25 protein-coding genes are annotated in these 24,405 nt (G+C 72.8%); 9 read left to right on the top strand and 16 right to left on the bottom strand.

What is annotated here, in order from left to right:
- Window positions 1–10: 10 nt before the first annotated feature.
- The 9 genes from RB614_RS34620 to RB614_RS34580 all read right to left on the bottom strand — a co-directional run bounded on the left by RB614_RS34620 (window position 11) and on the right by RB614_RS34580 (window position 8,998).
- Window positions 11–781: an ATP-binding cassette domain-containing protein gene (locus RB614_RS34620; protein WP_308716927.1), complete on the bottom strand. Its 771-nt coding sequence runs from the start codon at window positions 779–781 to the stop codon at window positions 11–13.
- Window positions 782–783: 2 nt separating this feature from the next.
- On the bottom strand, window positions 784–1,767 hold the full coding sequence (locus tag RB614_RS34615; RefSeq protein ID WP_308716926.1) for an ABC transporter permease: 984 nt from the start codon (window positions 1,765–1,767) through the stop codon (window positions 784–786).
- On the bottom strand, window positions 1,764–2,771 hold the full coding sequence (locus RB614_RS34610; RefSeq protein ID WP_308716925.1) for a sugar ABC transporter substrate-binding protein: 1,008 nt from the start codon (window positions 2,769–2,771) through the stop codon (window positions 1,764–1,766). The genes RB614_RS34615 and RB614_RS34610 overlap by 4 nt, the downstream gene beginning before the upstream one ends.
- A 12-nt stretch (window positions 2,772–2,783) precedes the next feature.
- Window positions 2,784–4,670: a 3D-(3,5/4)-trihydroxycyclohexane-1,2-dione acylhydrolase (decyclizing) gene (iolD, locus tag RB614_RS34605; protein WP_308716924.1), complete on the bottom strand. Its 1,887-nt coding sequence runs from the start codon at window positions 4,668–4,670 to the stop codon at window positions 2,784–2,786.
- Window positions 4,667–5,449: a 5-deoxy-glucuronate isomerase gene (iolB, locus tag RB614_RS34600; RefSeq protein WP_308716923.1), complete on the bottom strand. Its 783-nt coding sequence runs from the start codon at window positions 5,447–5,449 to the stop codon at window positions 4,667–4,669. Before iolB ends, iolD begins: the two co-directional genes overlap by 4 nt.
- A complete protein-coding gene (locus RB614_RS34595; protein WP_308716922.1) occupies window positions 5,446–6,309 on the bottom strand; it encodes a Cgl0159 family (beta/alpha)8-fold protein in 864 nt (287 codons plus the stop codon). The genes iolB and RB614_RS34595 overlap by 4 nt, the downstream gene beginning before the upstream one ends.
- The gene (iolC, locus tag RB614_RS34590; RefSeq protein ID WP_308716921.1) at window positions 6,299–7,258 is read right to left on the bottom strand and encodes a 5-dehydro-2-deoxygluconokinase; all 960 of its coding nucleotides are present in this window, start codon (window positions 7,256–7,258) and stop codon (window positions 6,299–6,301) included. Before iolC ends, RB614_RS34595 begins: the two co-directional genes overlap by 11 nt.
- Window positions 7,258–8,103, bottom strand: a complete 846-nt coding sequence (locus RB614_RS34585; RefSeq protein WP_308716920.1) for a TIM barrel protein — start codon at window positions 8,101–8,103, stop codon at window positions 7,258–7,260. Before RB614_RS34585 ends, iolC begins: the two co-directional genes overlap by 1 nt.
- Before the next feature lie 109 nt (window positions 8,104–8,212).
- Window positions 8,213–8,998 (bottom strand): phosphatase PAP2 family protein, encoded by a 786-nt coding sequence (locus RB614_RS34580; RefSeq protein ID WP_308716919.1) that lies wholly within the window; start codon window positions 8,996–8,998, stop codon window positions 8,213–8,215.
- A 121-nt stretch (window positions 8,999–9,119) separates the two neighbouring features.
- On the opposite strand from RB614_RS34580, the gene RB614_RS34575 reads away from it, so the two are divergent.
- Window positions 9,120–10,040 carry a GNAT family N-acetyltransferase gene (locus RB614_RS34575; protein WP_308716982.1) on the top strand — a complete coding sequence of 307 codons (921 nt, stop codon included), beginning with the start codon at window positions 9,120–9,122 and terminating at the stop codon, window positions 10,038–10,040.
- Here RB614_RS34575 and RB614_RS34570 read toward each other — a convergent pair.
- Window positions 9,948–10,868 (bottom strand): cytochrome c biogenesis CcdA family protein, encoded by a 921-nt coding sequence (locus tag RB614_RS34570; RefSeq protein WP_308716918.1) that lies wholly within the window; start codon window positions 10,866–10,868, stop codon window positions 9,948–9,950. The genes RB614_RS34575 and RB614_RS34570 overlap by 93 nt on opposite strands.
- Before the next feature lie 3 nt (window positions 10,869–10,871).
- Window positions 10,872–11,450 (bottom strand): redoxin domain-containing protein, encoded by a 579-nt coding sequence (locus RB614_RS34565; RefSeq protein WP_308716917.1) that lies wholly within the window; start codon window positions 11,448–11,450, stop codon window positions 10,872–10,874.
- 93 nt (window positions 11,451–11,543) lie between these two features.
- On the opposite strand from RB614_RS34565, the gene RB614_RS34560 reads away from it, so the two are divergent.
- Window positions 11,544–12,458: an aminoglycoside phosphotransferase family protein gene (locus RB614_RS34560; RefSeq protein WP_308716916.1), complete on the top strand. Its 915-nt coding sequence runs from the start codon at window positions 11,544–11,546 to the stop codon at window positions 12,456–12,458.
- A 20-nt stretch (window positions 12,459–12,478) separates the two neighbouring features.
- On the opposite strand, the gene RB614_RS34555 is transcribed toward RB614_RS34560, so the two are convergent.
- On the bottom strand, window positions 12,479–12,748 hold the full coding sequence (locus RB614_RS34555; RefSeq protein WP_308716915.1) for a helix-turn-helix domain-containing protein: 270 nt from the start codon (window positions 12,746–12,748) through the stop codon (window positions 12,479–12,481).
- A gap of 88 nt (window positions 12,749–12,836) precedes the next feature.
- On the opposite strand from RB614_RS34555, the gene map reads away from it, so the two are divergent.
- Window positions 12,837–13,652, top strand: a complete 816-nt coding sequence (gene map, locus RB614_RS34550) for a type I methionyl aminopeptidase (protein WP_308716914.1) — start codon at window positions 12,837–12,839, stop codon at window positions 13,650–13,652.
- A 79-nt stretch (window positions 13,653–13,731) separates the two neighbouring features.
- On the opposite strand, the gene gsmA is transcribed toward map, so the two are convergent.
- Entirely contained in the window at window positions 13,732–14,790 is a 1,059-nt protein-coding gene (gene gsmA, locus RB614_RS34545; protein WP_308716913.1) for a sporangiospore maturation cell wall hydrolase GsmA, read from the bottom strand.
- A gap of 136 nt (window positions 14,791–14,926) precedes the next feature.
- On the bottom strand, window positions 14,927–16,291 hold the full coding sequence (locus RB614_RS34540) for a VTT domain-containing protein (protein WP_308716912.1): 1,365 nt from the start codon (window positions 16,289–16,291) through the stop codon (window positions 14,927–14,929).
- A 96-nt stretch (window positions 16,292–16,387) separates the two neighbouring features.
- Between RB614_RS34540 and typA the strand changes: the two genes are divergently transcribed.
- From typA to RB614_RS34520, 4 genes are read left to right on the top strand one after another with little or no spacing between them, the layout of a single operon-like run.
- Window positions 16,388–18,250 (top strand): translational GTPase TypA, encoded by a 1,863-nt coding sequence (gene typA, locus RB614_RS34535; protein WP_308716911.1) that lies wholly within the window; start codon window positions 16,388–16,390, stop codon window positions 18,248–18,250.
- Complete coding sequence (locus RB614_RS34530; RefSeq protein WP_308716910.1) at window positions 18,240–19,004, top strand: serine hydrolase; 765 nt, start codon at window positions 18,240–18,242, stop codon at window positions 19,002–19,004. The genes typA and RB614_RS34530 overlap by 11 nt, the downstream gene beginning before the upstream one ends.
- Window positions 19,001–20,083 carry a mandelate racemase/muconate lactonizing enzyme family protein gene (locus tag RB614_RS34525; RefSeq protein WP_308716909.1) on the top strand — a complete coding sequence of 361 codons (1,083 nt, stop codon included), beginning with the start codon at window positions 19,001–19,003 and terminating at the stop codon, window positions 20,081–20,083. The genes RB614_RS34530 and RB614_RS34525 overlap by 4 nt, the downstream gene beginning before the upstream one ends.
- Window positions 20,073–20,972, top strand: a complete 900-nt coding sequence (locus tag RB614_RS34520) for a C40 family peptidase (RefSeq protein WP_308716908.1) — start codon at window positions 20,073–20,075, stop codon at window positions 20,970–20,972. The genes RB614_RS34525 and RB614_RS34520 overlap by 11 nt, the downstream gene beginning before the upstream one ends.
- A 565-nt stretch (window positions 20,973–21,537) precedes the next feature.
- Here RB614_RS34520 and RB614_RS34515 read toward each other — a convergent pair.
- Entirely contained in the window at window positions 21,538–22,539 is a 1,002-nt protein-coding gene (locus RB614_RS34515; RefSeq protein WP_308716907.1) for a TerC family protein, read from the bottom strand.
- 306 nt (window positions 22,540–22,845) lie between these two features.
- Between RB614_RS34515 and RB614_RS34510 the strand changes: the two genes are divergently transcribed.
- Window positions 22,846–23,139: an antibiotic biosynthesis monooxygenase family protein gene (locus RB614_RS34510; RefSeq protein ID WP_308716906.1), complete on the top strand. Its 294-nt coding sequence runs from the start codon at window positions 22,846–22,848 to the stop codon at window positions 23,137–23,139.
- Here the strand turns inward: RB614_RS34510 and RB614_RS34505 are convergent.
- On the bottom strand, window positions 23,120–23,572 hold the full coding sequence (locus RB614_RS34505) for an SRPBCC family protein (protein ID WP_308716905.1): 453 nt from the start codon (window positions 23,570–23,572) through the stop codon (window positions 23,120–23,122). The genes RB614_RS34510 and RB614_RS34505 overlap by 20 nt on opposite strands.
- Window positions 23,573–23,586: 14 nt before the next feature.
- Between RB614_RS34505 and RB614_RS34500 the strand changes: the two genes are divergently transcribed.
- On the top strand, window positions 23,587–24,180 hold the full coding sequence (locus RB614_RS34500) for a TetR/AcrR family transcriptional regulator (protein WP_308716904.1): 594 nt from the start codon (window positions 23,587–23,589) through the stop codon (window positions 24,178–24,180).
- Window positions 24,181–24,405 lie beyond the last annotated feature (225 nt).

The following is a 24,405-nucleotide window of genomic DNA, read 5'->3' as shown; positions in this document are numbered from 1 at the left end:
CCGGTACCCCTCAGGTTCGCTGCAGCTCGTGCGTGAGCGCGGTCAGCTCGTCGCCGCCGGCCATCTCGCGGGTCAGGTCGTCGAGGCTGATCTCGTCTCGCCGGCGGTCCAGCCGCATCCGCCCCCGGTTGAGCAGGACGAAGTGGTCGCCGACCAGGTACGCGTGGTGCGGGTTGTGGGTGATGAAGACGACGCCCAGCCCGGCGTCCCGCGCGGCGGCGACGTACTTGAGCACGACGCCGGACTGCTTGACGCCGAGCGCGGCGGTCGGCTCGTCGAGGATGAGTACGCGCGCTCCGAAGTGGATGGCCCGCGCGATCGCCACGCACTGCCGTTCGCCGCCGGAGAGCTGTCCGATGGGCTGCTCCACGTCGCCCAGGTGGATGCCCATCCGGGCAAGCTCGTCGCGGGTGGTGCGGCGCATCGCGTCGATGTCGAGGCGGCGCAGCGGGCCGAAGCCGCGGGTCAGCTCGGAACCGAGGAAGAAGTTGCGCCACACCGGCATCAGGGCCACGACCGCGAGATCCTGGTACACGGTGGCGATGCCCCGGTCGAGCGCGGCCCGCGGCGAGCCGAAGCGGGCCGGCTCGCCGTCGACGAGCAGCTCGCCCTCGTCGTGCTGGTGCAGCCCGGACATTATCTTGATGAGCGTGGACTTGCCGGCGCCGTTGTCGCCGAGCACGCACGTTATCTGGCCGGCGTTGACCCGCAGCGACACGTCGTGCAGCGCGACGATCGTGCCGTACCGCTTGCCCACGCCGGTCATCTCGATCAAAGGCATCGTCACCTCCGTACCGCCAGCCGCCGGACCCACATGTTGAGGACCGTGGCGAAGAGCAGCATCACGCCGAGGAAGAACTTGAACCAGTCGGCGTCCCACCCGGCGTAGACGATGCCCTGGTTGGTCATGCCGAAGATGAGCGCGCCGAACGCGGCCCCGATCGCCGACCCGTAGCCGCCGGTGAGCAGGCACCCGCCGATGACGGCCGCGATGATGTAGATGAACTCGTTGCCGACGCCCTCGCCGGACTGGACGGTGGAGAACGCGAACAGCCGGTGCATCCCCATGAACCAGGCGCAGAAGCCGACGCCCATGAAAAGCGCGATTTTCGTCTGCCGCACGGGCACGCCGACCGCGCGGGCACTGTCCACATTGCCGCCCACGGCGAATATCCAGTTGCCGGGGCGGGTGCGCAGCAGGACCCAGGTGCCGACCGCGACGAAGAGCAGCCACCACAGCACGGTGGCCCGGATCGTCACGCTCCCGACGTCGAACGAGGAGGCGAAGATGGCCTTCGCGGTGTCGAAGCCGTCCATGTCGGAGATGTTGTCGGTGGCCACCTGGCCGCTCACCTGCTTGGTGACCGCGATGTTGGCGCCCTGCAGCATGAGGAACGTGCCGAGCGTGACCAGGAAGCTCGGGATCCCGGTGGTCGTCACGAGAAACCCGTTGAGGAAGCCGACGCCGAGCGCGAAGAGCAGCGAGGCGACCACGCCGACCCAGACGTTGAGGCTGAGCTGGTAGCTGAGCATCGACGCGGTGAGCGCCGAGGCGGTGACGTTGACGCCCGCCGACAGGTCGAACTCGCCGCCGATCATCAGCAGCGCCACCGGTACGGCCATGATGCCGATGGTCGAGCTGACGTAGAGCACGGTGCCCATCGAGGTCGCCTGCCGGAACGGGTCGGCGATCGCGAAGAAGAACACGAAGATGGCCACCATGCCGACCACCGAGCCGAGCTCCGGCCGGGCGAGCAGCCTCGTCACCGGGTGCCCTTCTCCGCGTACTGGGCGACGCTCTCGATGTTCGTCTGGTCGATGAAGGACGGTCCGGTGAGGACGGTCTGCCCGCCGCCGATGACGTTGCCGTTGCTCAGGTACAGCCAGAGCGAGTCGATCGCCAGGTAGCCCTGCAGGTACGGCTGCTGGTCGATGGCCCACTGCACGTCGCCGGAGCGGATCGAACCGACCAGCTCCTTGTTGGTGTCGAAGGTGACGACCTTCGCGGCGGCACCGGACTCCTTGGCCGACTCGACGGCGGTGATGGCGATCGGGGCGCCGAGCGTGATGACCCGGTCGACGCTCTTGTCCTGCTGCAGCTTGGCGGTGATGGTGGACTTCACCGAGGGCATGTCCTTGCTGTTGACGTTGAGGTTTTCCACGACGCCGGCGCCGCCGAAGCCCTTCTTCACGCCCGCGCAGCGCGCTTCGAGGGCGACGTGCCCCTGCTCGTGGATGACGCAGAGCACCTTCTTGGCGCCCTCCTGGGCGAGCCGCTGCCCGGCCGCCTCGCCGGCGATTGACTCGTCCTGCCCGAAGAACTCGGTGACGCCCATGGCCTTCCACTGTTCGAGGCCGGCGTTGAGGGCGACGACCGGGATCCTGGCGTTCACCGCCTGGCGCACCGCGCCCTGTAACGCGTCCGGCTTGGCGAGCGTGACCGCGATGCCGTTCACCTTGCTGTCGATCGCGCTCTGCACGAGGTTGGCCTGCTCGGGGCCGTCCGGGTTGTTGGAGTACCGCAGCTCGATGTTGTCCTTCTTCGCCGCCGCCTCGGCGCCCTTGCGCACCAGGTCCCAGAACGTGTCGCCGGGCACCTCGTGCGTGATCATCGCGATCGTGTAGCGGGGTGTGTCGGCGACACCGGCGGTGCCCGAGTCGCTCTTCTCCTCCTCCTGCTTGCCGCCTTCACTGCTGCAGCCGGCCGCGGCGAGGGCCAGGACGGCGGCGACGGCGAGCAGTCCGCGGGCGGTGCTGCGGGGCGTGGTCACGGTGTTCCCTCCTCAGCGTGGGGGTGTGAGGTACGGCCGCTGGTTGACCTTCGCGGCCTCGTACGACTTGCGGGCCTGGCGGGTCGTGTCCACCGTGGACACTTCGGCCACCGGTACGTCCCACCAGGCCCCGCCGTCCGGCGCGGGCGCCAGCGGGTCGGTCTCGACGTGCACGAGGATCGGGCCGTCGTGCGCCTTCGCGTCGCGCAGGGCCGCGCGCAGCTCCGCGACGGTCCGCGCCCGCAGCACGGGTACGCCGAGGCTCGCCGCGTTCGCCGCGAGGTCGACCGGGAGCACCTCGCCGTCGAGGTGGCCGGTGTCCGGGTCGCGGTAGCGGTAGCGGGTGCCGAAGCGGGGCGCCCCGACGGTCTCGGAGAGCGCGCCGATGGAGGCGAAGCCGTGGTTCTGCACGAGGACGACGACGAGCTTGACCCCCTCCTGTACGGCGGTCACCAGCTCGGACGACATCATCAGGTACGAGCCGTCGCCGACGAGCACGAAGACGTCCCGGTCGGCGTCCATGTCGAGCACGGCCATCTTCGCGCCGAGCCCGCCCGCGATCTCGTAGCCCATGCAGGAGTAGCCGTACTCGACGTGGTAGCCCTTGGGGTCTCGGGTGCGCCACAGCTTGTGCAGCTCGCCGGGCATCGAGCCGGCCGCGCAGACGACCACGTCGCGGGGGGCGGAGACCTCGTTGACCGCGCCGATCACCTCGGACTGGGCGGGCAGCGGGGCGTGCCCGAGGTGGTACGCCCGCTCCACCGTCTCGTCCCACTCGGCGGCGAGGCGGCGGGCTTCTTCCCGGTATCCGTCGCTGACTGACCAGCCGGTCAGCGCTTCGGCGAGCGCCCGCAGCCCTTCGCGCGCGTCGGCGACGACCGGGACGGCGGCCTGCTTGGCCGCGTCGAAGGCGGCGACGTTGACGTTGACGAAGACCGCGTCGCCGAACGCGCTGCGCGAGGCGGTGGTGAAGTCGCTGTACCGGGTGCCGACGCCGATCACCACGTCGGCCTCGCGGGCCATGTGTACGGCGGCCGTGGTGCCGGTCGCGCCGGTCGCGCCGAGGGCGAGCGGGTGGTCGTACGGCAGGGCGCCCTTGCCGGCCTGCGTCTCGGCGACCGGGATGCCGGTGGCCTCGGCGAAGCGCCGCAGCTCCTCGGTCGCGTCGGAGTAGCCGACCCCGCCGCCGGCGATGAGCAGCGGCCGGCGGGCGCCGCGGACCGCCGCGACCGCGCGGGCCAACGCGGCCGGCTCGGGCACCGGCCGCGGCACGTGCCACACCCGGGGCGCGAAGAGCTCCGCCGGCCAGTCGTACGCCTCGGCCTGCACGTCCTGCGGCAGCGCGAGCGTGACCGCGCCGGTCTCGGCCGGGTCGGTGAGCACCCGCATCGCGCCGAGCAGCGCGGACGGCAGCTGCTCGGGCCGCCACACCCGGTCGAAGAAGCGGGACACCGGCCGGAACGCGTCGTTGACCGAGACGTCGCCGGCGCGCGGGTCCTCCAGCTGCTGCAGCACCGGATCGGCGACCCGGGTGGCGAAGACGTCGCCGGGGAGCAGCAGGACCGGGAGGCGGTTGATGGTGGCGAGCGCGGCCCCGGTCACCATGTTGGTCGCGCCCGGGCCGATCGACGAGGTGCAGGCGAGCGTGCTGAGCCGGTTGCGCATCCGCGCGTACGCGGCCGCTGTGTGCACCATCGCCTGCTCGTTGCGGGCCTGGTGGTACGGGAGCGCGCCGGGCTCGCGCAGCTCCGCCTCGTAGAGGGCCTGGCCGATCCCGGCGACGTTGCCGTGGCCGAAGATGCCGAAGCAGCCGGCGAAGAGCTTCTGCTCCACGCCGTCCCGCTCGCTGCGCTGGGCGGCGAGGAAGCGGACGAGCGCCTGCGCGACGGTGAGCCTCATTGGACGGTCCTCCCGAACGGCAGCCGAGGGTCGACGGGCTGGGCGGTCCACGTGTCGCGGATCCAGGCGTGCGCCGGGTCGTCGCAGATCTCCCAGGCGCGGCGCGGGCCGGCCATCACGTTGAGGTAGTAGAGGTCGTAGCCGGGTGCGGCCATCGACGGGCCGTGCCAGCCGCGCGGGATCAGCACGACGTCGCCGCCGCGGACCTCCGCGAGCACGTCGATGTCGGGGCCGTAGACCCGCTGGTACGCCATGCCGGAGCCGCGCACCTCGAAGTAGTAGATCTCCTCCAGCGCCGACTCGCCGGGCCGCTCCTCGTCGTGCTTGTGCGGCGGGTACGACGACCAGTTGCCGCCCGGCGTCAGCACCTCGCAGGCGATCAGCCGGTCGGCCGCGAAGGTGTCCGGGGTGCAGAAGTTGTTGACCTGCCGCGAGCAACTGCCCGCGCCGCGCAACTCGACCGGCACGCCGGAGGCGGGGCCGTACCGCGGTGCCAGCCGCCGCGACGCCCGGGCGGTGGGGATCGCAAACCGCCCCTCCCCGGTGACCGTGACGGTGGCGTCGCGCGGCGCGTACGCGAAGTCGGTCACGCCCGCGAAGACGTCCTTCCTGCCCTCCAGCGCGAACGTGAGACCGTCACACTCCACAGTGCACGATCCGGCGAGCGGCAGCACGAGCACCTCGTCGTCGCCGGTCTCGAACGTGTGCGGACCGCTCAGCTCCACCACGCGTAGGCCCGAGTAGGCCCACCCGGCCGACGAGGGGGTCACCACGGTCATAGCAGGCTCACCGCCGTGTCCACCGCGCCGGCCACGTCGTCGTCGGCCGGGTAGAGCAGCGAGCGGCCGGCGACGATGCCCCGGACTGTGGGCAGCCGCAGCGCCTTCCGCCAGCCCTCGAACGCCGCGTCGGGGTCGGCCGGCACCTCGCCGCCGAGCAGCAGCGCGGGCAGTGTCGAGGCGGCCATCACCCGCTCCATCTCCGGGACCACCGGCACCTTCAGCCACGTGTACGCGGAGGTGCCGCCCAGCCCGGACGCGACCGAGATGGCGCGCACCATCGCGTCCGGTGTGAGCTGGTTGCGCACCCGCCCGTCGACGCGGTGGCTGACGAACGGCTCCACCATCGCCATCAGCCGCCGCCGGGCGAGCGCGTCGACCGCCCGCGCGCAGCCCTCCATCGTGGACACGCTGGCCGGGTCGTCGGGGTCGATGCGGAGCAGCATCTTGCCGCCGTCGAAGCCCATCACGGCGATCGCCTCCGCGCCGTACCCGGTGAAGCGGTCGTCGATCTCGAACGCGCTGCCGGCGAGGCCGCCCCGGTTCATCGAGCCGATCACGACCTTGCCGTCGAGCGCGCCGAGCAGCAGCAGGTCTTCCAGCACGTCGGCGGTGCCCAGGACGCCGCCGACGCCGGGGCGGGCGAGCGCCACGCAGAGCCGTTCGAGCAGGTCGCCGCGGTCGGCCATGGCCATCGGCCGGCTCCCGGCGGCGAGCGAGCCGCGTGCCGGGTGGTCGGCGGCGAGCAGCACGAGCCGCTCGCCGATCGTCCCCGGTGCCCGCGCCGCCGCGGCGTCCACGATGGAGCGTGGGCGCCGCACCCGGGCGTCGACGACGGCGGCGAGCCGCTCAGCGAACATGCCGCCGCCCCTGCGGCTGGGACATCGCGGCCTCGACCTCCGCTGCCTCCGGCATCGCGTCCGAGCAGGCGAGGCGGCCGGCGACGATCGCGCCGGCCGCGTTGGCGAAGCGCATGACCCGGGCGGTCTCCCAGCCGGCGAGCAGCCCGTGGCAGAGCGCGCCACCGAACGCGTCGCCCGCACCGAGCCCGTTCACCACCTCGACCGGTACCGGAGGCACCTCGACGGCGCCGGACGCGTCGACGGCGAGCACCCCGCGCGGGCCCTGCTTGACCACGGCGAGGTCGGCGCCGCGGTCGCGGAGCGCCTTGGCGGCGGCGGCCGGCTGCCGCTCGGCGACGGCGGTGTAGCACTCGTCGAGGTTGCCGACCGCGACGGTGGCGTAGGGCAGCGCCTGCTGGAGCCAGTGCCGCGCCTCCTCCCGGGACGGCCAGAACATCTGCCGGTAGTCGAGGTCGAGCACGGTGACCCCGACCCGGCCGCGGGCGCGGAGCGCGGCGAGCGTGGCCGAGCGGCTGGGCTCCGCGCAGAGCCCGGTGCCGGTGACCCAGAAGACGCCGGCCGCGCGGATCGCCGCGGTGTCCAGCTCGTCGGCCCTGATCTGCAGGTCAGGAGCGCTCGGCAGGCGGTAGAAGTAGAGCGGGAAGTCGTCCGGCGGGAAGATCTCGCAGAACGTCACCGGGGTCGGCAGGTGCTCCACAGTGGACACGTACCGGTCGTCCACGCCGTAGCCGCGCAGTGCACTGTGGACGAAGTCGCCGAACGGGTCGGCGCCGGTGCGGGTGATGACCGCGGCCCGGCGGCCGAAGCGGGCGGCGGCCACCGCGACGTTGGTGGGGCTGCCGCCCAGGTACTTGCCGAACGTCTCCACCTCGGCCAGCCCGACGCCCACCTGGAGCGGGTAGATGTCGACCCCGACCCGCCCCATCGTGAGCACCTCGAAGCCCATCACAGGCTCCGCAGGTAGTCCACGCCGGCGGCCACGTCGGGCAGCGGGTCGGCGTCCGGGCCGGTGAGCATGACGTCCTGCTCCAGCACGTACCACCCGGTGTAGCCGGTGGCGTCGAGGGAGCGGACGACGCCGGCGATGTCGACGTCGCCCTTGCCCAGCGGGCGGAACATGCCCGCCCGCACCGCCTCCGCGTACGACACGTCGCCGCCCCGCACCCGCGCCGCGAGCCCGGCGTCGACGTCCTTGAGGTGAACGTGCGCGACGCGCTCCGGGTGCTCGGCGGCGATCCGGGCCGGGTCGGCGCCGCCCACCGCCAGGTGACCGGTGTCCAGGCAGAGCGGCACGGCGCTGCCGGCGAGGACCCGCTCGACGTCGCCCGCGGTCTCCACCATCGTGCCCACGTGCGGGTGCAGCGTGGGCGTGAGGCCGGCCGCGGTGACTGCGGCGGCGGCCGCGTCCAGGTGGGACAGGAGGGTGGCCCAGCCGGCCGCGTCGAGCTCGGGACGGGCGTCGTACCCGGATCGGCCGGTGTCGGCCGCTAGCACGACGGTGTCGGCGCCGGCGGCGGCGTAGCGCGCGGCGACGGCGCCCACCTCCGGCCGCGGGTCGCGGCCGGGCTCGTGCAGCACGGCCGGGACGAAGCCGCCCACCGCGCGCAGGCCGTGCGCGGCGAGGAGGGCGGCCGGGTCGTCCGGGAGGTATCCCACCGGCCCGAACTCGGTGGCCACGAGGCCGAGGGAACGCATCTCGCCGAGCACCCGCCCGGCCGGCAGCTGGAAGCCCCAGCCGGGCACCTCGCACACGCCCCAGGAGATGGGCGCACCCGCGATCCGCACCTGCACGCTCGTCCTCCCCAGGGTGCCCGGAAGATGACATCCGTGTTACGGGTCACACTTCCCCCGGGGCCGAACTTTGTCAATACATTCTGACTAACCCCGTCTACCACACTGACTAGGTCGCCGCCAGCTGGAGGCGTTGCGCGCGCCGCGCCGTCCACCAGCGGACCGCAAACCAGCAGGCCGTGGTGAGCGCCGCGCCGGCGACCGCGTCCACGATGTAGTGGTTGGCCGTGAGCACGACGGCGAGCGTCATCGCCACCGGCATCAGCACGCCGATCGCCTTCACCCACAGCCGCCGGGCGGCGACCGCGATCGCGATGCCCATCAGCAGGTCCCAGCCGACGTGCAGGCTCGGCACGGCGGCGTACTGGTTGGTGAACATGGGTGGCTGCAGCACCCGGTACGCGTGCGAGCTGACCGTCACGGTGTCGACCATGCCCAGCGCCGGCGCGAGCCGGGGCGGCGCGACCGGGAACGTCGCGAAGATCACCATGCCGACCGCGCCGGACATGATCATCGCGTTCCGCGTGCGCAGGTAGACGACCGGATGCCGCCGGGCGAGCCAGACCAGCGTGACCGCGATGACCGGCCAGTGCCCCCAGATGTAGATCCAGTTGAACACCGTGCTGACCCGCGACGAGCTCGCGAAGGTCTCCTGGAGCCACTGCTCGTGGTGCAGCCCCAGCGCCGCCTCGAAGTCGACCACCCGGGCCGCGTTCGCGACCGCCGCGCTGACTGAGCCCTCGGTCAGGTGTCGGACGCCGAAGTAGATGACGATGGCTCCGAGCAGGATGAAGATCTGCTGCCCGAGCCGGATCGATGATTGTGTACGCTCCGCCTTCATGGGCGGTGCGCCGGCACCCGGCCGGACCCGCTCTGCCCCCGTAATGACCGCCATGTGCACAGCCTCCAACCTGATCTTCACACTTCCATCCGGGCCGGGCACCGACTTCTCCCTGATTCCGGGCTCGGACCGGAGGGTGAGAACGCCCTAGGGGTGGCATGGTTTGCTGGTGCGCATGGAGATCCGGCGGATCAGCTCGGCGGGGCGGCTCACGCACGCGTTCCCCCTTCAGGCGTACGCCTTCGAGGCGAGCCCGGCCCCCCTGGAGAGGGTCGCCAGTTACCGCGACTACCTCCCCTTCCAGGAGGACAACGTCACCCTCGTGGCCGAGGAGGGCGGCACCGCGGTCGCCGCCGCCTCAGCCATCCCGATGCGCCAGAACGTGCGCGGCACCCTCCATCCGATGGCCGGCATCGCGGGCGTGGTCGTGCACCCGCTCGCCCGCCGCCGGGGGCACATCCGCACGCTGCCCACCCGGCTGCTCGGCGACATGCGCGACAGTGGGCAGCCGCTCAGCGCGCTGTACCCGTTCCGGGCCTCGTTCTACGAGCGCTTCGGGTACATCGGGCTGCCCAAGGCGCGCCGCGTCACGTTCGCCCCCGCCGACCTCGGCCACCTGGTCCGCGCCGACCTGCCCGGCGAGCTGCTCCAGTTCTTCGCCCGGCACGTCGACCAGGTCGAGCGGGTGGCCGCCGACGAGCTGCCCGAGCTGTGGGCCACCGATCTGGGTACGGTCGTCGAGGCGCGCACCCGCGTCCCCGACATGAACGCCCCGATGGCCCGGGTGCTGGCCGTCCCGCCGCTCGCCGGCGCCCGCGTGGGCCCGGGGCGGGTGGTGGTCGAGGTGGTCGACGACCCGTTCATCGCCGGCACGTACCTGCTGGACGGGCGCGCGGGCCGCCTGGAGGTGGGCGGCGACGAGGCCGGCGTGCCCCGGGCGACGCTGCGGGCGGCCGGGCTCTCCGCACTCGTGTACGGCGTGCTGGAGCCGGACGAGCTGCCGCTACGCGGGTTCGGTGCCGTGCCCGCCGACGCCGGCGCGCAGCTGCGGGCGCTCTTCCCCCGCGCCGTCCCGTACCTCTTCGCGGACTTCTGAGCGGCGGGTCAGGCGGCGGGCGAGCAGCGCGGCGGCGAGCAGCACCGCGAACGCCCCCGCCACCACCTCCACGCCGGCCGAGGTGAGCGCGGCCGAGAGCGTGTGCTGGATCTGGCCGGCGGCCGCCACGACCGGGTCGTCCACCGTGGACCGGTCGGCGCTGAGCCGGATCTCGTACCAGCCGTAGTAGGCGACGTAGGCGCCGGCGAGCAGCAGGAGCACCCCGCCCAGCCGGGAGATCGCCGAGCCGGCCCGGCGCACGGCCCGGATCAGCGAGGTGCGCAGCAGCCCCACCGCCAGAGCGGCCGCGCCGACGGCGAGCCCCATGCCGGCCGCGTACGCGACGAAGAGCCCGACCCCGGCGCCGGTGGAACCGGCCCGCATGCTGGCCACGACGATGGCCAGGAAGGGCCCGATCGTGCAGCTGAGCGACGCGGCGGCGTAGGCGGCGCCGAAGGCGAACATGGACGGCAGCGTGCGGCGCAGCTCCGGCGCGCGGGGGCCGCGCCACGGCGTGGGCAGCGTGCGTCCCGCGGCCAGCCACCCGCCGACCGCGACGAGCAGCACGCCGAGCGCGACGGTCAGCCACGGCAGCCGCTCCTGGATCCAGCCGGCGGCCGGCGCCACCGCGAGGCCGAACGCCCCGAACACGGCCACGAAACCCCCGGTCATGGCCGCCGTCGAGGCCAGGGCCCGCCGGACGGTGTCGCTCGTGGACTCACCGGCGACGAGCAGCGAGAGGTACGCGGGCAGCAGCGCGAAGCCGCACGGGTTGACCGCCGCGAGCATGCCCGCGGTCAGCGCCAGTACCAGGGTGGTCTGTGTCATCGCTCAGCCGGCCAGCTCGGCGACCTTGCCCTCGAAGTCGATGCTGTCCATCCATCCCTTGCTCAGCACCTTGCCGTCCTGGTCCAGGAAGACGTACGTGCTCTGCTCGGCGATCTGGAACTTCTTCCAGACGGCGCCGGCCTGGTCGTTGAGGTGGGTGACGTTGCCGACCTGGCCGTCGGCGACGAACTCCGCCATCTCCTTGGCGTCGCCCAGCCCCGCGACGCCGAGCAGGTTGACCTTCCCGCCGAACTCGGCCTGCATGTCCGACACGGAGGCGGCCTGCCCGAAGCAGGTGGCGCACCACGGCGCCCAGAACCACAGCACGGTCGGCCGCCCGGCGAGGCTGGCCGCGTCGAACGCCTTGCCGTCCAATGTGGTCCCGGTGAACTTCAGCGTGGCCGGCACCGGCCCGGCCTTCCGCTCCGCGGCCGGCTCCTGCCCGGCGGCGGCCGGCTGTCCCGCGGCGGGCGGCCGCCCCGCGTTCCAGTCCCCGCCGGCGGTGGCCCCGCCACCACACCCACCGGCCCCGACGACGACAGCGGCGGCGAACAGAACCGCCGCGACCAGCCGGACACGCATGCGGGACCTCCTGGGATGTGGGCTGCGCCCCTGAGTACGGCACCCACCCCCACACGGTTCAACGCGAGGTCGTCGGGGAGTAGCGTCTGGGCGGTGGGTGCTGCGCTGCCGGCCGCGCTGGTTCGAAACGTCTCGGGCGTCTGGGGTGCGGACGGCAGGCGGTGGCTGGACGAGCTGCCCGCGCTGCGGGCCGAGGTGGCACGGGCGTGGGAGCTGCGGCTCGGCGAGCCGTACCGGCTCAGCTACCACTGGGTGGCGCCGGCCATCCGGGCGGACGGCACGGCCGCCGTGCTCAAGCTGGGGCTGCCCGGCGCCGACCACCTGCCGGTCGAGGCGGCCACGCTGCGGTGCTGGGCCGGCGCGGGGGCGGTGCGGCTGCTCGCGTACGAGCCGGCGTGGGGCGCGCTGCTGCTGGAGCGGGCCGCCCCGGGTACGCCGGCGAGCGCGCTCGTCCCTCGGCGCGACACGGAGGCGACCGCGGCCATCCTGGCGGTCATGCGGCGGCTCCACGCGGCCGCCGTACCCGATGGGGGTTTGCCTGGTCTTGAGACGCGGGGCGCGGCCTTCGCGGCGCATCTGCTGGCCTACCCGGGCGACCACCCGCTCCCCCGCCACCTGGTCGAACGGGCGAGCCGGCTCTTCGACGAGCTCTGCGCCTCCGCGCCGGCGCGGGTGGTGCTCCACGGCGACCTGCACCACGACAACGTGCTGCGCGCCGAGCGCGAGCCGTGGCTGGCGATCGACCCGCACGGCGTGGTCGGCGACCCCGGCCACGAGGCCGGCGCCATGGTCTATAACCCCGATCCGGACCGCCGCGAGGACGGTCTGCTCGCGCTGCTGCCGGCCCGCGTCGAGCAGCTCGCGGACGGCATGGGGCTGCCGGTCGAGCGGGTGGTGGCGTGGGCGTTCGTGACGGCGGTGCTCTCCGAGGTCTGGAACGCCGAGGACGGTGGCGAGGTCGGCACGCGCGCGCTGGACGTCGCGCTGGCGCTGCTGCCGCGCCTCTGACAGGACGGGTGCGGCGGCGGCTACACGACGGCTTCGAGCGGCAGGTCGCTGCCGCGCCAGGTGGCCGCCAGCTCCTGCACCGGCAGGTTGAGCGCCTCACCGAGGCAGATGATCGTGCCGAACCCGGGAGAAGGCAGCCGGCCGGTCTCGATCTTGCGTAGGGTCTCCGGCGAGATGCCGGCCGCGTGGGCGACCTCCGCCAGGTCGCGTCCCCCGCGCGCGTGGCGCAGCAGGGCGCCGAGACGCCTACCGGCTTCGATCTGCTCAGGCGTGAGCGGCTGGCGGACCATGCACCCCAGGATAGGACTGGTATTACTATACCGGCAAGTGTTAGCGTGCCGGTATAACTATACCGACACCCTGTGACGCGAGGTATTCGTGATTGAGCTGAAGACGCCCGCCGAGATCGAGCGCATGCACGTGGCCGGGCGTTTCGTCGCCGAGGTGCTCGCCGAGGTCGGCCGGCTCGCCGACGTGGGCGTCAACCTCCTCGACCTGGAGCACCACGCGCGCGGCATGATCAAAGACCGCGGGGCGGAGTCGTGCTACTGGGACTACGCGCCGTCCTTCGGCAAGGGCCCGTTCCGCAACGTCATCTGCCTGTCGGTCAACGACGCGGTCCTGCACGGCCTGCCGCACGACTACACGCTCCGCGACGGTGACGTGCTCACCGCGGACCTCGCGGTCGGCATCGACGGCTGGGCGGCCGACTCGGCGCGCACGGTCGTCGTCGGCAACGCCGCCGAGGAGGACCTGCGGATCATCCGGGCCACCGAGGAGGCGTTGGAGGCCGCGATCGAGGTGGCTCGTCCGGGCAACCGCCTGGGTGACCTCTCGGCAGCCATCTTCGCGGTGGCCCAGGAGTACGGTTATCCGGTCAACACGGAGTTCGGCGGCCACGGCATCGGCCGCACAATGCACGAGGACCCCCACGTCTCCAACAAGGGCCGGGCGGGGCGCGGCCTCACGCTCCGGCCCGGGCTGACGCTCGCGCTCGAACCCTGGCTCGCCCGCACGACCGACCGGATCGTCTACGACGCCGACGGCTGGACCATCCGGTCGGCCGACGGCTCGCGCACGGCCCACTCCGAGCACACGATCGCCATCACCGAGGACGCCCCGTTGGTGCTCACCCGGCGGGCGGCGGAGAGACCGCCGTCCGCCGCGCAGTCCACAGTGGAGAGGGCGCGGTAACTCGCGCGACCCGCGCCGCCGCGCCGGCTGTCGTCGGGCGTCATGGGCGAGGAGTGGGGGCCACCAAGCCGTAGCCGACTCACTTGTCGTACTTGTAGAGGTTGTACTTCTTCATCAGGTCGATGAGGTTCTGGGCGTACGTGGGTGACGTCGCGTACCCCGCCTTGTGGATCTCGATGGCGAAGCGGTTCGGGTCGCGGCTGTACGCGAACGCCTTCTTGTACCGGGGATTGACCGTCAGGAAGCGGCCGTGGTCGGCGAAGGAGCCGGTCGCGTTCCGGTAGGCGCGGAAGGTAGCCGTGGTGCGGTAGCACTTGTTGCCCTCGCACTCGCTCGTCGCGTACGAGCGGCAGCCCACCGCGATCCCGCCCGGGTCGCCGAAGCACTTGATGCCGAAGTAGCTGTGGTCGCGGCGGGTCAACCAGCTCCGCCCCCACCCGGACTCCAGGATGGCCTGCGCGATCGTCACCGAGGCGGGCACCTTGTACTGCCGGTAGCCGGCCTGGGCCGGGCCGACCGTGCGGGCGATGAACTGGCTCGCGTTCGCCGGCGGGACGGTCGGCGCCTGCTGGCCGCACCACGGCAGGGTGGGCGAGTTGCCGCGCCAGTCCACGTTGGCGTCCGCGATGTAGCGGTTGCCGGGTATGCGGTTCCACGCGGCGGAGCGGCGCATCTTGCCGCTCACCAGTTCCCCCCACACCTGGCACTCCACCCGGAGCACGTTTCCCTCGCCGAGCGTGGCCACCCGGCCCGACTTGGTGCTCGGGCCGTTGCGCACGTTGACCGGGCCGGTGCCGGTGCGCACGGTCGGCCGGGACGCGCCCTTCGGGCCGCACCAGTGCACCCAGGGGCGGGTGGGACTCCAGCGCACGTACGCGTCGGAGACGTAGCGGCCGTTCGACAGGCGGTTCCAGCCCGGCGTGCGGCGCTGCGTCCCGGAGACGAGCTCCCCGTACACCTGGCAGACCACCGCCAGGCGGCTCCCCTCGGCGAGGCGGCCGACCTGGGCGTCCGCGGTGGAGGGGCCGGCCCGCAGGTTGAGGCCGGTGCCACCGGAACGCACGGTGGCGGTGGGCGCGGCAGCGGCGGCCGCCGGGCTCGGCAAGAGGAGGGACACGACCACGACTGTCAGGCTCATTCGGGCGTACCTCATGCACTACACGGTATTTGCCTGATTTGCGACTCAGGAGGGAATTGTGAAAATTGTCCGCGCGCGGGCCTCGAGGCGCACTCCTCGCGCGGCACGGCGCGCACCATAACAGCTCGCCGTCGGCCTACCGGGGGGCCGAGCCCGACATGTCCGGTACGTCCGTCGACGGGTTTTCGACGCGCGCCCGGGTCGCCCACGCCACCATGAAAACCGCCGTCCACAACACGCCGAGCAGCACGGACGTGACGAGCTGGCTGGCCGTGTTCCACCCGACGTAGAGGCGGGCGGCGGTGACCGTCACCACAGCGACGATCGCCGCGGTCCACACCGCCACGGCGACCATCCACCGGGTGCGCCGGGCCAGCAGCCACGCCAACGTGCACAGGCTGGCGGTGACGACCGCGTGCTGGGTCAGGAAGAACCGCTCGGCCAGGGCCCGCTCCGCGACCGCGAGCAGCACCAGCGGCAGGAACGCGCCCGCGGTGGCGACCAGCGTGACCAGGTCGCCGCGCCAGGCCCGGCGGCGCCAGGCGAGCACGAGCGCGGCCACCGCGACGACCACGACGAGGCTCTTGGGCCCCAGCACGTCGACCACGAGGTCGGCCGCGCGGGCGAAGCCCTCGGTGCGCCGGGCCGCGAGCCAGTCGGCGATCACGTCGTCTACAACGGACAGTCCACTGTGGCGCACGACGGCGGTGACCACGAACGCCATCGCGAACGCGAAGAGCAGCAACAGGGCGAGCCCGAAGACCAGGTTGGCCAGGAACGCCCAGGCCGGGCCGAAGCGCATGGAGAGCAGGAAGAACAGCAGCCCGTACCGCTCGACGACCCACCGTGCCGGCGGGAGTGCCGCCGCCCGCCGGGCCAGCGCGAGCGCCGGGTCGGGGTTGCGCCCCAGCCACCGTCCAAGCAGGACGATCGCGGCGACCGCCACGAGGAGCACGAGCACCGCCCCGGTCGCCCTGCCCAGATAGCGGGAGACCGTCTCGTACGACTCGCCGGCCAGGAAGCCGACCACGACGGAGGCGCCGACCCAGGTGACCACGCCCAGCGCGTTCCACGGGGCGAAGCGGCGGTAGGGCATGCCGGCGCCACCGGCCAGGCGCGGCGCGAGCGTGCGCACGAACGCCACCCACCGCGCCCCGAACATCGCCCGCCCGCCGAGACGGGCCAGCATCGCGTCGGCCTTCTCCCAGCGCTCGTATCCGATCCGCACGCCCCACCGCCCCGAGCGCAGCCGGGGCCCGTAGCGGCGGCCGCTGCGGAAGGCGAGCGCGTCGCCGAGCAGCGCCGCGGCGATCGTCACGACCACCGCCGGGGCCAGCCGGATCGTGCCGAGGTAGGCGAGGAAGCCGACGGTGAGCAGCGTCGCCTCGGCCGGCACGACGAGGCCGACGATGACGGCGGTCTCGCCCGCGACGAGGACCGCCGCCAGCAGGTAGATCAGCAGCGGCGGCAGGTCGGACAGCAGGTTTACCAGCTCGTGCACGCGGCCCCCCGGGGTACACAGGCCAGCATGCCAGGCCGAGGTGACAGGTTTTACCCCGCTGGGCGCGGGTGATCACAGGCACGGACAATGGAAGGCATGCAGACCCGCTCGGACCTCCGCAACGTCGCGATCATCGCCCACGTCGACCACGGCAAGACGACCCTGGTCGACGCCATGCTGCGGCAGGCCGGGGCCCTCCACACCCGGGGCGAGGTGGCCGACCGGGTGATGGACTCGATGGACCTCGAGCGGGAAAAGGGCATCACGATCCTCGCCAAGAACACGGCCGTCCGGTACGTCCCCGAGTCGGGAGGTCCGGTCACCATCAACATCATCGACACGCCCGGCCACGCCGACTTCGGCGGCGAGGTGGAGCGCGGGCTGACGATGGTCGACGGCGTGCTGCTGCTCGTGGACGCGAGCGAGGGGCCGCTGCCGCAGACCCGCTTCGTGCTCCGCAAGGCGCTCAAGGCCCGCCTGCCGATCATCCTGGTGATCAACAAGGTCGACCGCCCGGACGCGCGGATCAAGGAGGTGGTCGACGACACGTACGAGCTCTTCCTCGACCTCGACGCCGACGAGAGCCAGATCGACTTCCCGATCGTGTACGCCTGCGCCCGCGACGGCCTCGCCTCCCTGGCCCAGCCGGCCGACGGCGCGCTGCCCGACTCGCCCGACCTGCAGCCGCTGTTCCAGACGCTGCTCGACACCATCCCCGCCCCCGGGTACGACGAGGGCGCGCCGCTGCAGGCGCACGTCACCAACCTCGACGCCTCCCCGTTCCTGGGCCGGCTGGCGCTGTGCCGGGTGCGGCAGGGCACGATCCGCAAGGGGCAGACGGTCGTCTGGTGCCGCGCGGGCGGCGCCGAGGAGAAGGTGCGCATCTCCGAGCTGCTCATGACCGACGGGCTGGAGCGCAAGCCGGCCGAGGAGGCCGGGCCGGGCGACATCATCGCGGTCGCCGGCATCCCCGAGATCATGATCGGCGACACGCTCGCCGACGCGGAAAACCCGGTCCCGCTGCCCCGCATCACCGTCGACGAGCCGGCCATCTCGATGACGATCGGCACCAACACCTCGCCGCTCGTCGGCCGGGTGAAGGGTGGCAAGGTCACCGCCCGCATGGTCAAGGACCGCCTCGACCGCGAGCTGATCGGCAACGTCTCGCTCCGGGTCCTGCCGACCGACCGCCCGGACTCCTGGGAGGTGCAGGGCCGCGGCGAGCTGGCGCTGGCCATCCTGGTCGAGCAGATGCGCCGCGAGCAGTACGAGCTGACCGTCGGCAAGCCGCAGGTGGTGACCCGGGTGGTCGACGGCAAGACGTACGAGCCGGTGGAGCGCCTCACCATCGACGCCCCCGAGGAGCACCTGGGCGCGATCACCCAGCTGCTGGCCACCCGCAAGGGGCGCATGGAGCAGCTGGTCAACCACGGCACCGGCTGGATCCGGATGGAGTGGCTGGTGCCGGCGCGCGGGTTGATCGGCTTCCGCACCGAGTTCCTCACCGACACGCGGGGCACCGGCATCCTGCACCACGTCTTCGAGTCGTACGAGCCGTGGGCCGGCGAGCTGCGCACCCGCAACACCGGCTCGCTGGTCGCCGACCGGTCCGGCGCGGTCACCGCGTTCGCGATGCTCAACCTCCAGGAGCGGGGCACGCTCTTCGTCGAGCCCTCCACCGAGGTGTACGAGGGCATGATCGTCGGGGAAAACTCCCGCTCCGACGACATGGACGTCAACATCACCAAGGAGAAGAAGCTCACCAACATGCGCGCCTCCACCTCGGAGGAGACCGAGAAGGTGATCCCGCCGCGCAAGCTCTCCCTGGAGCAGGCGCTGGAGTTCTGCCGCGAAGACGAGTGCGTGGAGGTGACGCCGGTGGCGGTACGGCTGCGCAAGGTCACCCTCGACGCCACCCAGCGGGCCCGGGAGACGGCCCGCCGCAAGCATGCTGGATGACCTGCCCCCGGGCGTGTCCGTCTACATCGGACCACTGGATGGGCCGGCCCGCCACACCCGCCTGCCGGAGAAGACCCACTACGCCGCGAGCACGATGAAGGTGGCCGTGCTCGCGGCCCTGCACCGCTCCGGCGCCGACCTCGACGCCGAGGTACCGGTGCACAACGTCTTCGCGTCGGCGGCGAGCGGGATGTTCGGCTGCACCCGCGACTACGACAGCGACGGGGACGTGTGGGCGCGGCTCGGCGGCACCGCGCCGCTCGGGTGGCTGGCCGACCGCATGATCACCAGGTCGAGCAACCTGGCGACCAACATCCTCCTCGGCCACGTCGGGCTCGGCGCGGTCGCCGGGGTGTGGGCGTCGGCCGGTGCGCGGCACAGCGTGACCGCGCGCGGCATCGAAGACTACGCGGCCCGCGAGGCCGGCCTCGACAACCTCGTCACCGCCGCCGACCTGGCCGCCCTCTTCACCGCGATCGTGACCGGAAAGCTCGGGCCGCCGGAGGGCATGGTCGGCACGCTGCTGCGCCAGGAACGCACCGAGGACCTCGCCGCCGGCCTGCCGCCCGGCACCCGGATCGCGCACAAGAACGGCTGGGTCGACGGGGTGCGCCACGGGGCCGGCGTGGTCTTCCCGGACGACGCGCCGCCGTACGCGATCGCCGTCTGCACCACCACCGACATGCCGGACGCCGGCGCGTGCGCGCTGATCGCGCGCGTCTCGGCGGCGGCCTGGGAGGGACGCTTCCGGTGATCGCGGAGATCAGGACCCATCGGGTATCGGCGCCGCTGCACACCCCGTTCGTGACCGCGCTGCGCCGCGCCACCACCGTCGAGACGCTCGTCGTCGAGGTGGTCGACGCGGACGGGCGGTCGGGCTTCGGCGAGGCGCCGCAGGTGTGGCAGGTCACCGGCGCCTCCGTGCCGGGCAGCGAGGCGTGCGTGCGACAGATCCTCGCACCGCTGCTCACCGGCCGCGACCCGGACGACCTCCAGGCCCGGCTGGCGGAGGCACAGCGGGCGGTCGCCGGCAACGAGGCCGCGAAGGCCGCCGTCGACACCGCGCTGCACGACCTGGCCGCGCGCCGGCTCGGCGTACCCCTGGCGCGTCTGCTGGGTGGGACGGCCGCGCGCGTGCCGACGGACGTCACGCTCTCCGCCGGCGAGGCCGGCGCCCTCGCCGCGGCGGCCCGGGACCGGGTGGCCGAGGGGTTCGCGGTGCTCAAGCTCAAGGTCGGGCTCGACGCGGCGGGAGACATTTCCCGGGTACGGGAGGTGCGGGCGGCCGCCGGCCCCGGTGCGCGCCTGCGGCTCGACGCCAACCAGGGGTGGACGCCGCGCGAGGCGGTGCGGGTGATCCAGGGCATCGAGGACGCGGGGCTGGACGTCGAGCTCGTCGAGCAGCCGGTGCCGGCGTGGGACCTTCCCGGGCTGGCCTGGGTGAGCGAGCGGGTGTCGCTGCCGATCCTGGCCGACGAGGCCGTGTACGGGGTGCGCGACCTCGTCGAGGTGATCCGCCGGCGGGCGGCCGACATGGTCAACGTCAAGCTCGCCAAGTGCGGCGGCCTCGGCCCGGCGCGCACGCTGCTGGAGCTGGCCGCCGCGCACGGGATGGGCACGGTGGTCGGTTCGATGATGGAGACGCAGGTCGGCATCGGCGCGGCCGCGAGCCTGGTCGCCGCCTACGGCACCACGGCCGTCTGCGACCTCGACGCCGCCTGGTGGCTCGCCTCGTCGCCGGTCGAGGGCGGCATCCGGTACGAGGGTGCGGAGGTCCTGCTGCCCGAGACACCCGGACTGGGGCTGAAGATAATATCCATGGATGGCGACTGAGCCGGCAGTAGGTTTCGTGGCGGCCCCGGTGGCGACGCTCTGGTCGGACCCCGCGGCGGTACGCCCCGTCGACGCGCCCGCCCTCGCCTCCCGGGCCGACCTCGCCGCGTGGGTGTCCGCTATGGACCGTGACCAGCGGGTCGGTGACTGCGTGGTCAGTCAGCTGCTGCTGGGCGAGCGGGTGCTGGTCGAGGAGGTACGCCCGGACGGCTGGGCCCGCGTGGTCGCCGTCGAGCAGCCGGCCGCCCCGCTCGACCCGCGCGGCTACCCGGGTTGGCTGCCGGCCGCCCAGCTCGCGTCGGGCGCGCTCCCGGAGCCCTCCCTGGTGGTCGACGCGGTCGAGACGGCGCTGCTGGACGCGCCCGGCGGCCGGATCGCGCTGCCCGGCGTGGGACTCGGCACCCGGCTCGCCCCGGCCGGCCCGCCGGTCGGCGGCTTCCAGCCCGTACACGTCCCCGGCCACGACGGTCCACTGTGGGCGCCGCCCGGATCCGTGGTACCGCTGCCGGACGGCGCACCGGCCACCGAGACGCTGGCGCTGGCCCGCCGGCTGCTCGACGCCGTGTACGTGTGGGGTGGCATGTCCGCCCACGGCATCGACTGCTCCGGGCTGGTCCACCTGGCGTGGCGGCGGTTCGGCGTGTCACTCCCCCGCGACGCGGACGACCAGGCGTGCGCGACCCAGCCCGTACCGCCCGGCGCCGAACGCCCGGGCGACCTGTACTTCTTCGCCCGCCCCGGCCGCCCCGTACACCACGTGGGCCTGGTGTCGGACCGCGGGCCGGGGCACATGCTGCACGCCTGCTACCAGCGGCGAATCGTCATCGAGGAACCGATGCCCCCCGACCGCGCCGCCACCCTGGTAGCGACCCACCGCGTGCGCCGATAGACCCCGGGTCCGTTTCGCGGCCAGGGTGCGGCACGGTCCCGCCCTCCCACAGCCCCGCTTGCTCGGTCAATGATTCAGGAGGAGGCGGCACCTTGCCGCTCACCGCGTGCCTGGGACGACCGCTACTCGGCCAGGCACCGTTGGGGCGGATCCGCGTGAGTTGATCTCCGACTGCGCGGGCGCGTTCTGGGCCGACAAGAGCGGGTGTCCGCTGCTGCCCGCGGCGCTGGCGCTGCAGACCATCGGGTGGCGCCGGGCCCGAGGCACGTTTGCCCCGTCTGTGCGGGCAGCTCGAGAGCTCCGCGGACGCATGGTGGCGGCCGCGGTCGGGGCCTTGACGCGGACGGCGCTCGTGCGGACCTGGTCGGGCTTGCCGGCGGACCCAGCAGCGGAGGCCGGGGAACTCGGCGAGCCCTGCGAGCCGCCGGCCGCAGCGCAGCCCGCGGGAAAGCACCCCAAGAAAACGCTCCGCTGCGCTCCACGTTTCCCCGGGGACCCCGCGCATGCGGTCCGCAGGCGACGCGGACCGGGGCGAGTATCTGCTTTGGCCCCGGCCGAAGGCTCCCTAGTGGTCCGCGCCGACCAGCTCGCGCTTGCTGTCGCGGGACGACTTGATGAGGCTCGCCACCGTCGCGACGATCAGGGTGCCGATGATGACGGTCAGCGACAGCCAGATCGGGATGTGCGGGGCCCAGCCGACGTGCTCGCCGCCGTTGATGAACGGGACGTTGTTGTCGGCGAGTGCCTCGAGCACCAGCTTTACGCCGATGAAGCCGAGGATGACCGACAGGCCCAGCGACAGGTAGACCAGCCGCTCCAGGAGGCCGCCGAGCAGGAAGTAGAGCTGGCGGAGGCCCATCAGCGCGAACACGTTGGCGGTGAAGACCAGGTAGGGCTCGTCGGTGATGCCGAAGATCGCCGGGATCGAGTCGAGCGCGAAGATGAGGTCGGTCGTGCCGATCGCGATCATCACGAGCAGCAGCGGGGTGAACATGCGCCGCCCGTTGCCGTTGAGCGTGGTGAAGCGGCCGTTGCCGTAGTCGCTGGAGACGCGCAGGGCCCGCCGCGCGTAGCGGATGACGATGTTTTCCTTGTAGTCCTCGGCGTCCATCTCGCCCTCGCGGGCGAGGTTGACCGCCGTGTAGATCAGGAACGCCCCGAAGATGTAGAACACCCAGGAGAACTGGGAGATCAGTGCCGCACCCGCCGCGATGAAGCCGCCCCGCATCACCAGCGCCAGGATGATGCCGATGAGCAGCACCTCCTGCTGGTACTTCCGGGGCACCGCGAAGCGGCTCATGATGATCACGAAGACGAAGAGGTTGTCCACCGAGAGGCTGTACTCGGTCAGCCAGCCGGCGTAGAACTCACCGGCGATCGTGCCGCCGCTGGTGACCCACACCCCGACCCCGAAGAGCAGCGCGAGGGCGACGTAGAACGTCACCCAGATGCTGGACTCCTTGATGCTCGGCTCGTGTGGGCGGCGGCCGATGATGAGCAGGTCGACGGCGAGCACCGCGCCGAGAACGACGAGTGTGACGACCCACACCCCGGCGGACACGTCCAAAGGAAACCTCCGGCAGACATACGACATCGCCCCGTCGTGGACGAAGCGATGTGAACTCTGTCGGAGGTCTCTTCCGCCGCCCCCGGACTGCGCCCCCGATGGACTGGCGACCGACTATGCCGGGTCGGCGACGGGTTTGCGCCGGCGACGACCGTGTTGACGACAAAGTCGCGGGGGAATACTCCCCTCCTACGCGCTCCATCATCCACCATCGGCCCGCTTTTGGCACATCCACCCGCTGTGTAATGCGACTCCTAGCACACTCATTCAAGCTTCCTAGGAGGCTAGGCCCGGTAAGCTACGATCATGGTCCTCGAAGTCGCATTGATCGACGTCAAGCCAGGTCAGGAGGGCGACTTCGCGGCGGCGTACGCGAAGGGCCACCCGGTCCTGGCCGGAACCGCCGGCTGCCGCTCGGTCCGGATGACCCGTGGCGTGGAGTCGCCGTCACGCTTCGTGCTCCTGGTGGAGTGGGACTCGGTCGAGGCGCACGTGGAGAACTTCCGGGAGACCGAGCGCTTTACGACGTGGCGCTCGCTCATCGGGCCGTACTTCGCGGCGCCCCCGGTGGTCGAGCACTTCACCGACGTCCCGGCCTGACCTCGCCGGCGGCGGCCCGCGCCAGCCCTCGCGCGCAGCCCTTGATGAAGCCGCCGAGGAACCACCGGTAGAACCCACCCATCCACGGGCGCTTGGCGGTGAACGTGGAGTGCCACCGGATCAGCGTCCCGTCGCCGTCCGGGGTGAGGTCGACGTCGGCACGGTAGTCGTTCAGAGCCATGCCGGAGAGCAGCCGGTAGCTGAAGCGGCGCCCCGGGACCGCCTCGACGATCTCCTCGTGGTTGGTGAACGGCCAGGTCCGGAAGATCCGGACGGCGCCGACACCCTCACCGCCCGCCGGGTCCGCGCGCTCCAGCTCGAACGACCCCAGGCCCGACCAGGCGGGCCAGGTGGCGCCGTCGACGAGCAGGCGGTACACCGCGTCGGCGTCCGCCTCCGAGCGCACCGTCACATCGATGTCCCGCACTCGCATGTACCATATGGTACATGCCCGATCCCCGGCAGCGCCTCCTCGACGCCGCCATCGACCACCTCGCCGCGCACGGGATCAGCGACCTGAGCCTGCGCCAGCTCGCCGCCGCGCTCGGCACCAGCCACCGCATGCTCATCTACCACTTCGGTTCCAAGGAGGGGCTGCTGGTCGAGGTGATCCGGGCGGTCGAGCGGCGCCAGCGGGACGCCTTCGCCGACCTGGGGCTCGACGAGGCGGCCACGCCGGGCGACGCGATCCGGCGGATGTGGCGGCGCTTCTCCGACCCCGCGCTGGCGCCGCACGAACGGCTGTTCTTCGAGGTGTACGGGCAGGCGCTCCAGGGGCGCACGCACGCGCTCCCCCTGCTCGACGGGGTCGTGGAGTCGTGGTTGGAGCCGGCGGTGGAGTTCGCCCGCGCCCGCGGCGTACCCGAGGCGGCAGCCCGGGCCGACGCGCGGCTGGGCGTGGCGGTCATGCGCGGGCTGCTGCTCGACCTGCTCGCCACCGGCGACCGGACGGCGGTCGACGCGGCGGCCGAGCGCTTCGCGGTGGCCTACGACACGCTCGCCGCCGCAGCGGCGGTGCACGGCCGGGACGCTCGGCGCTGACGCGGCGGCGGGCCCGGCGCTGAGGCTGCCCGGGGCGCTCACCGCTGACGCGTACGGCCGGCGGCCCGGGCCGGGCGCTCACCGTTGACGCGGACGGCCGGCGGTGGCCGGCGCTGAGGCGGTCGGCGCGGCGCTCAAGCCGCCCGCCGGCGGCCGGCGGGTGGGCCGGTGCGGGGGCCGCCGGTGCGGCGCTGACGCGGACGGCGCGGGCGCTCGAGCGGACGG

This window comes from Phytohabitans maris, from assembly GCF_031085175.1.
GTDB lineage: Bacteria > Actinomycetota > Actinomycetes > Mycobacteriales > Micromonosporaceae > Phytohabitans > Phytohabitans maris.
This window is presented reverse-complemented; position numbering and strand designations above follow the sequence as displayed.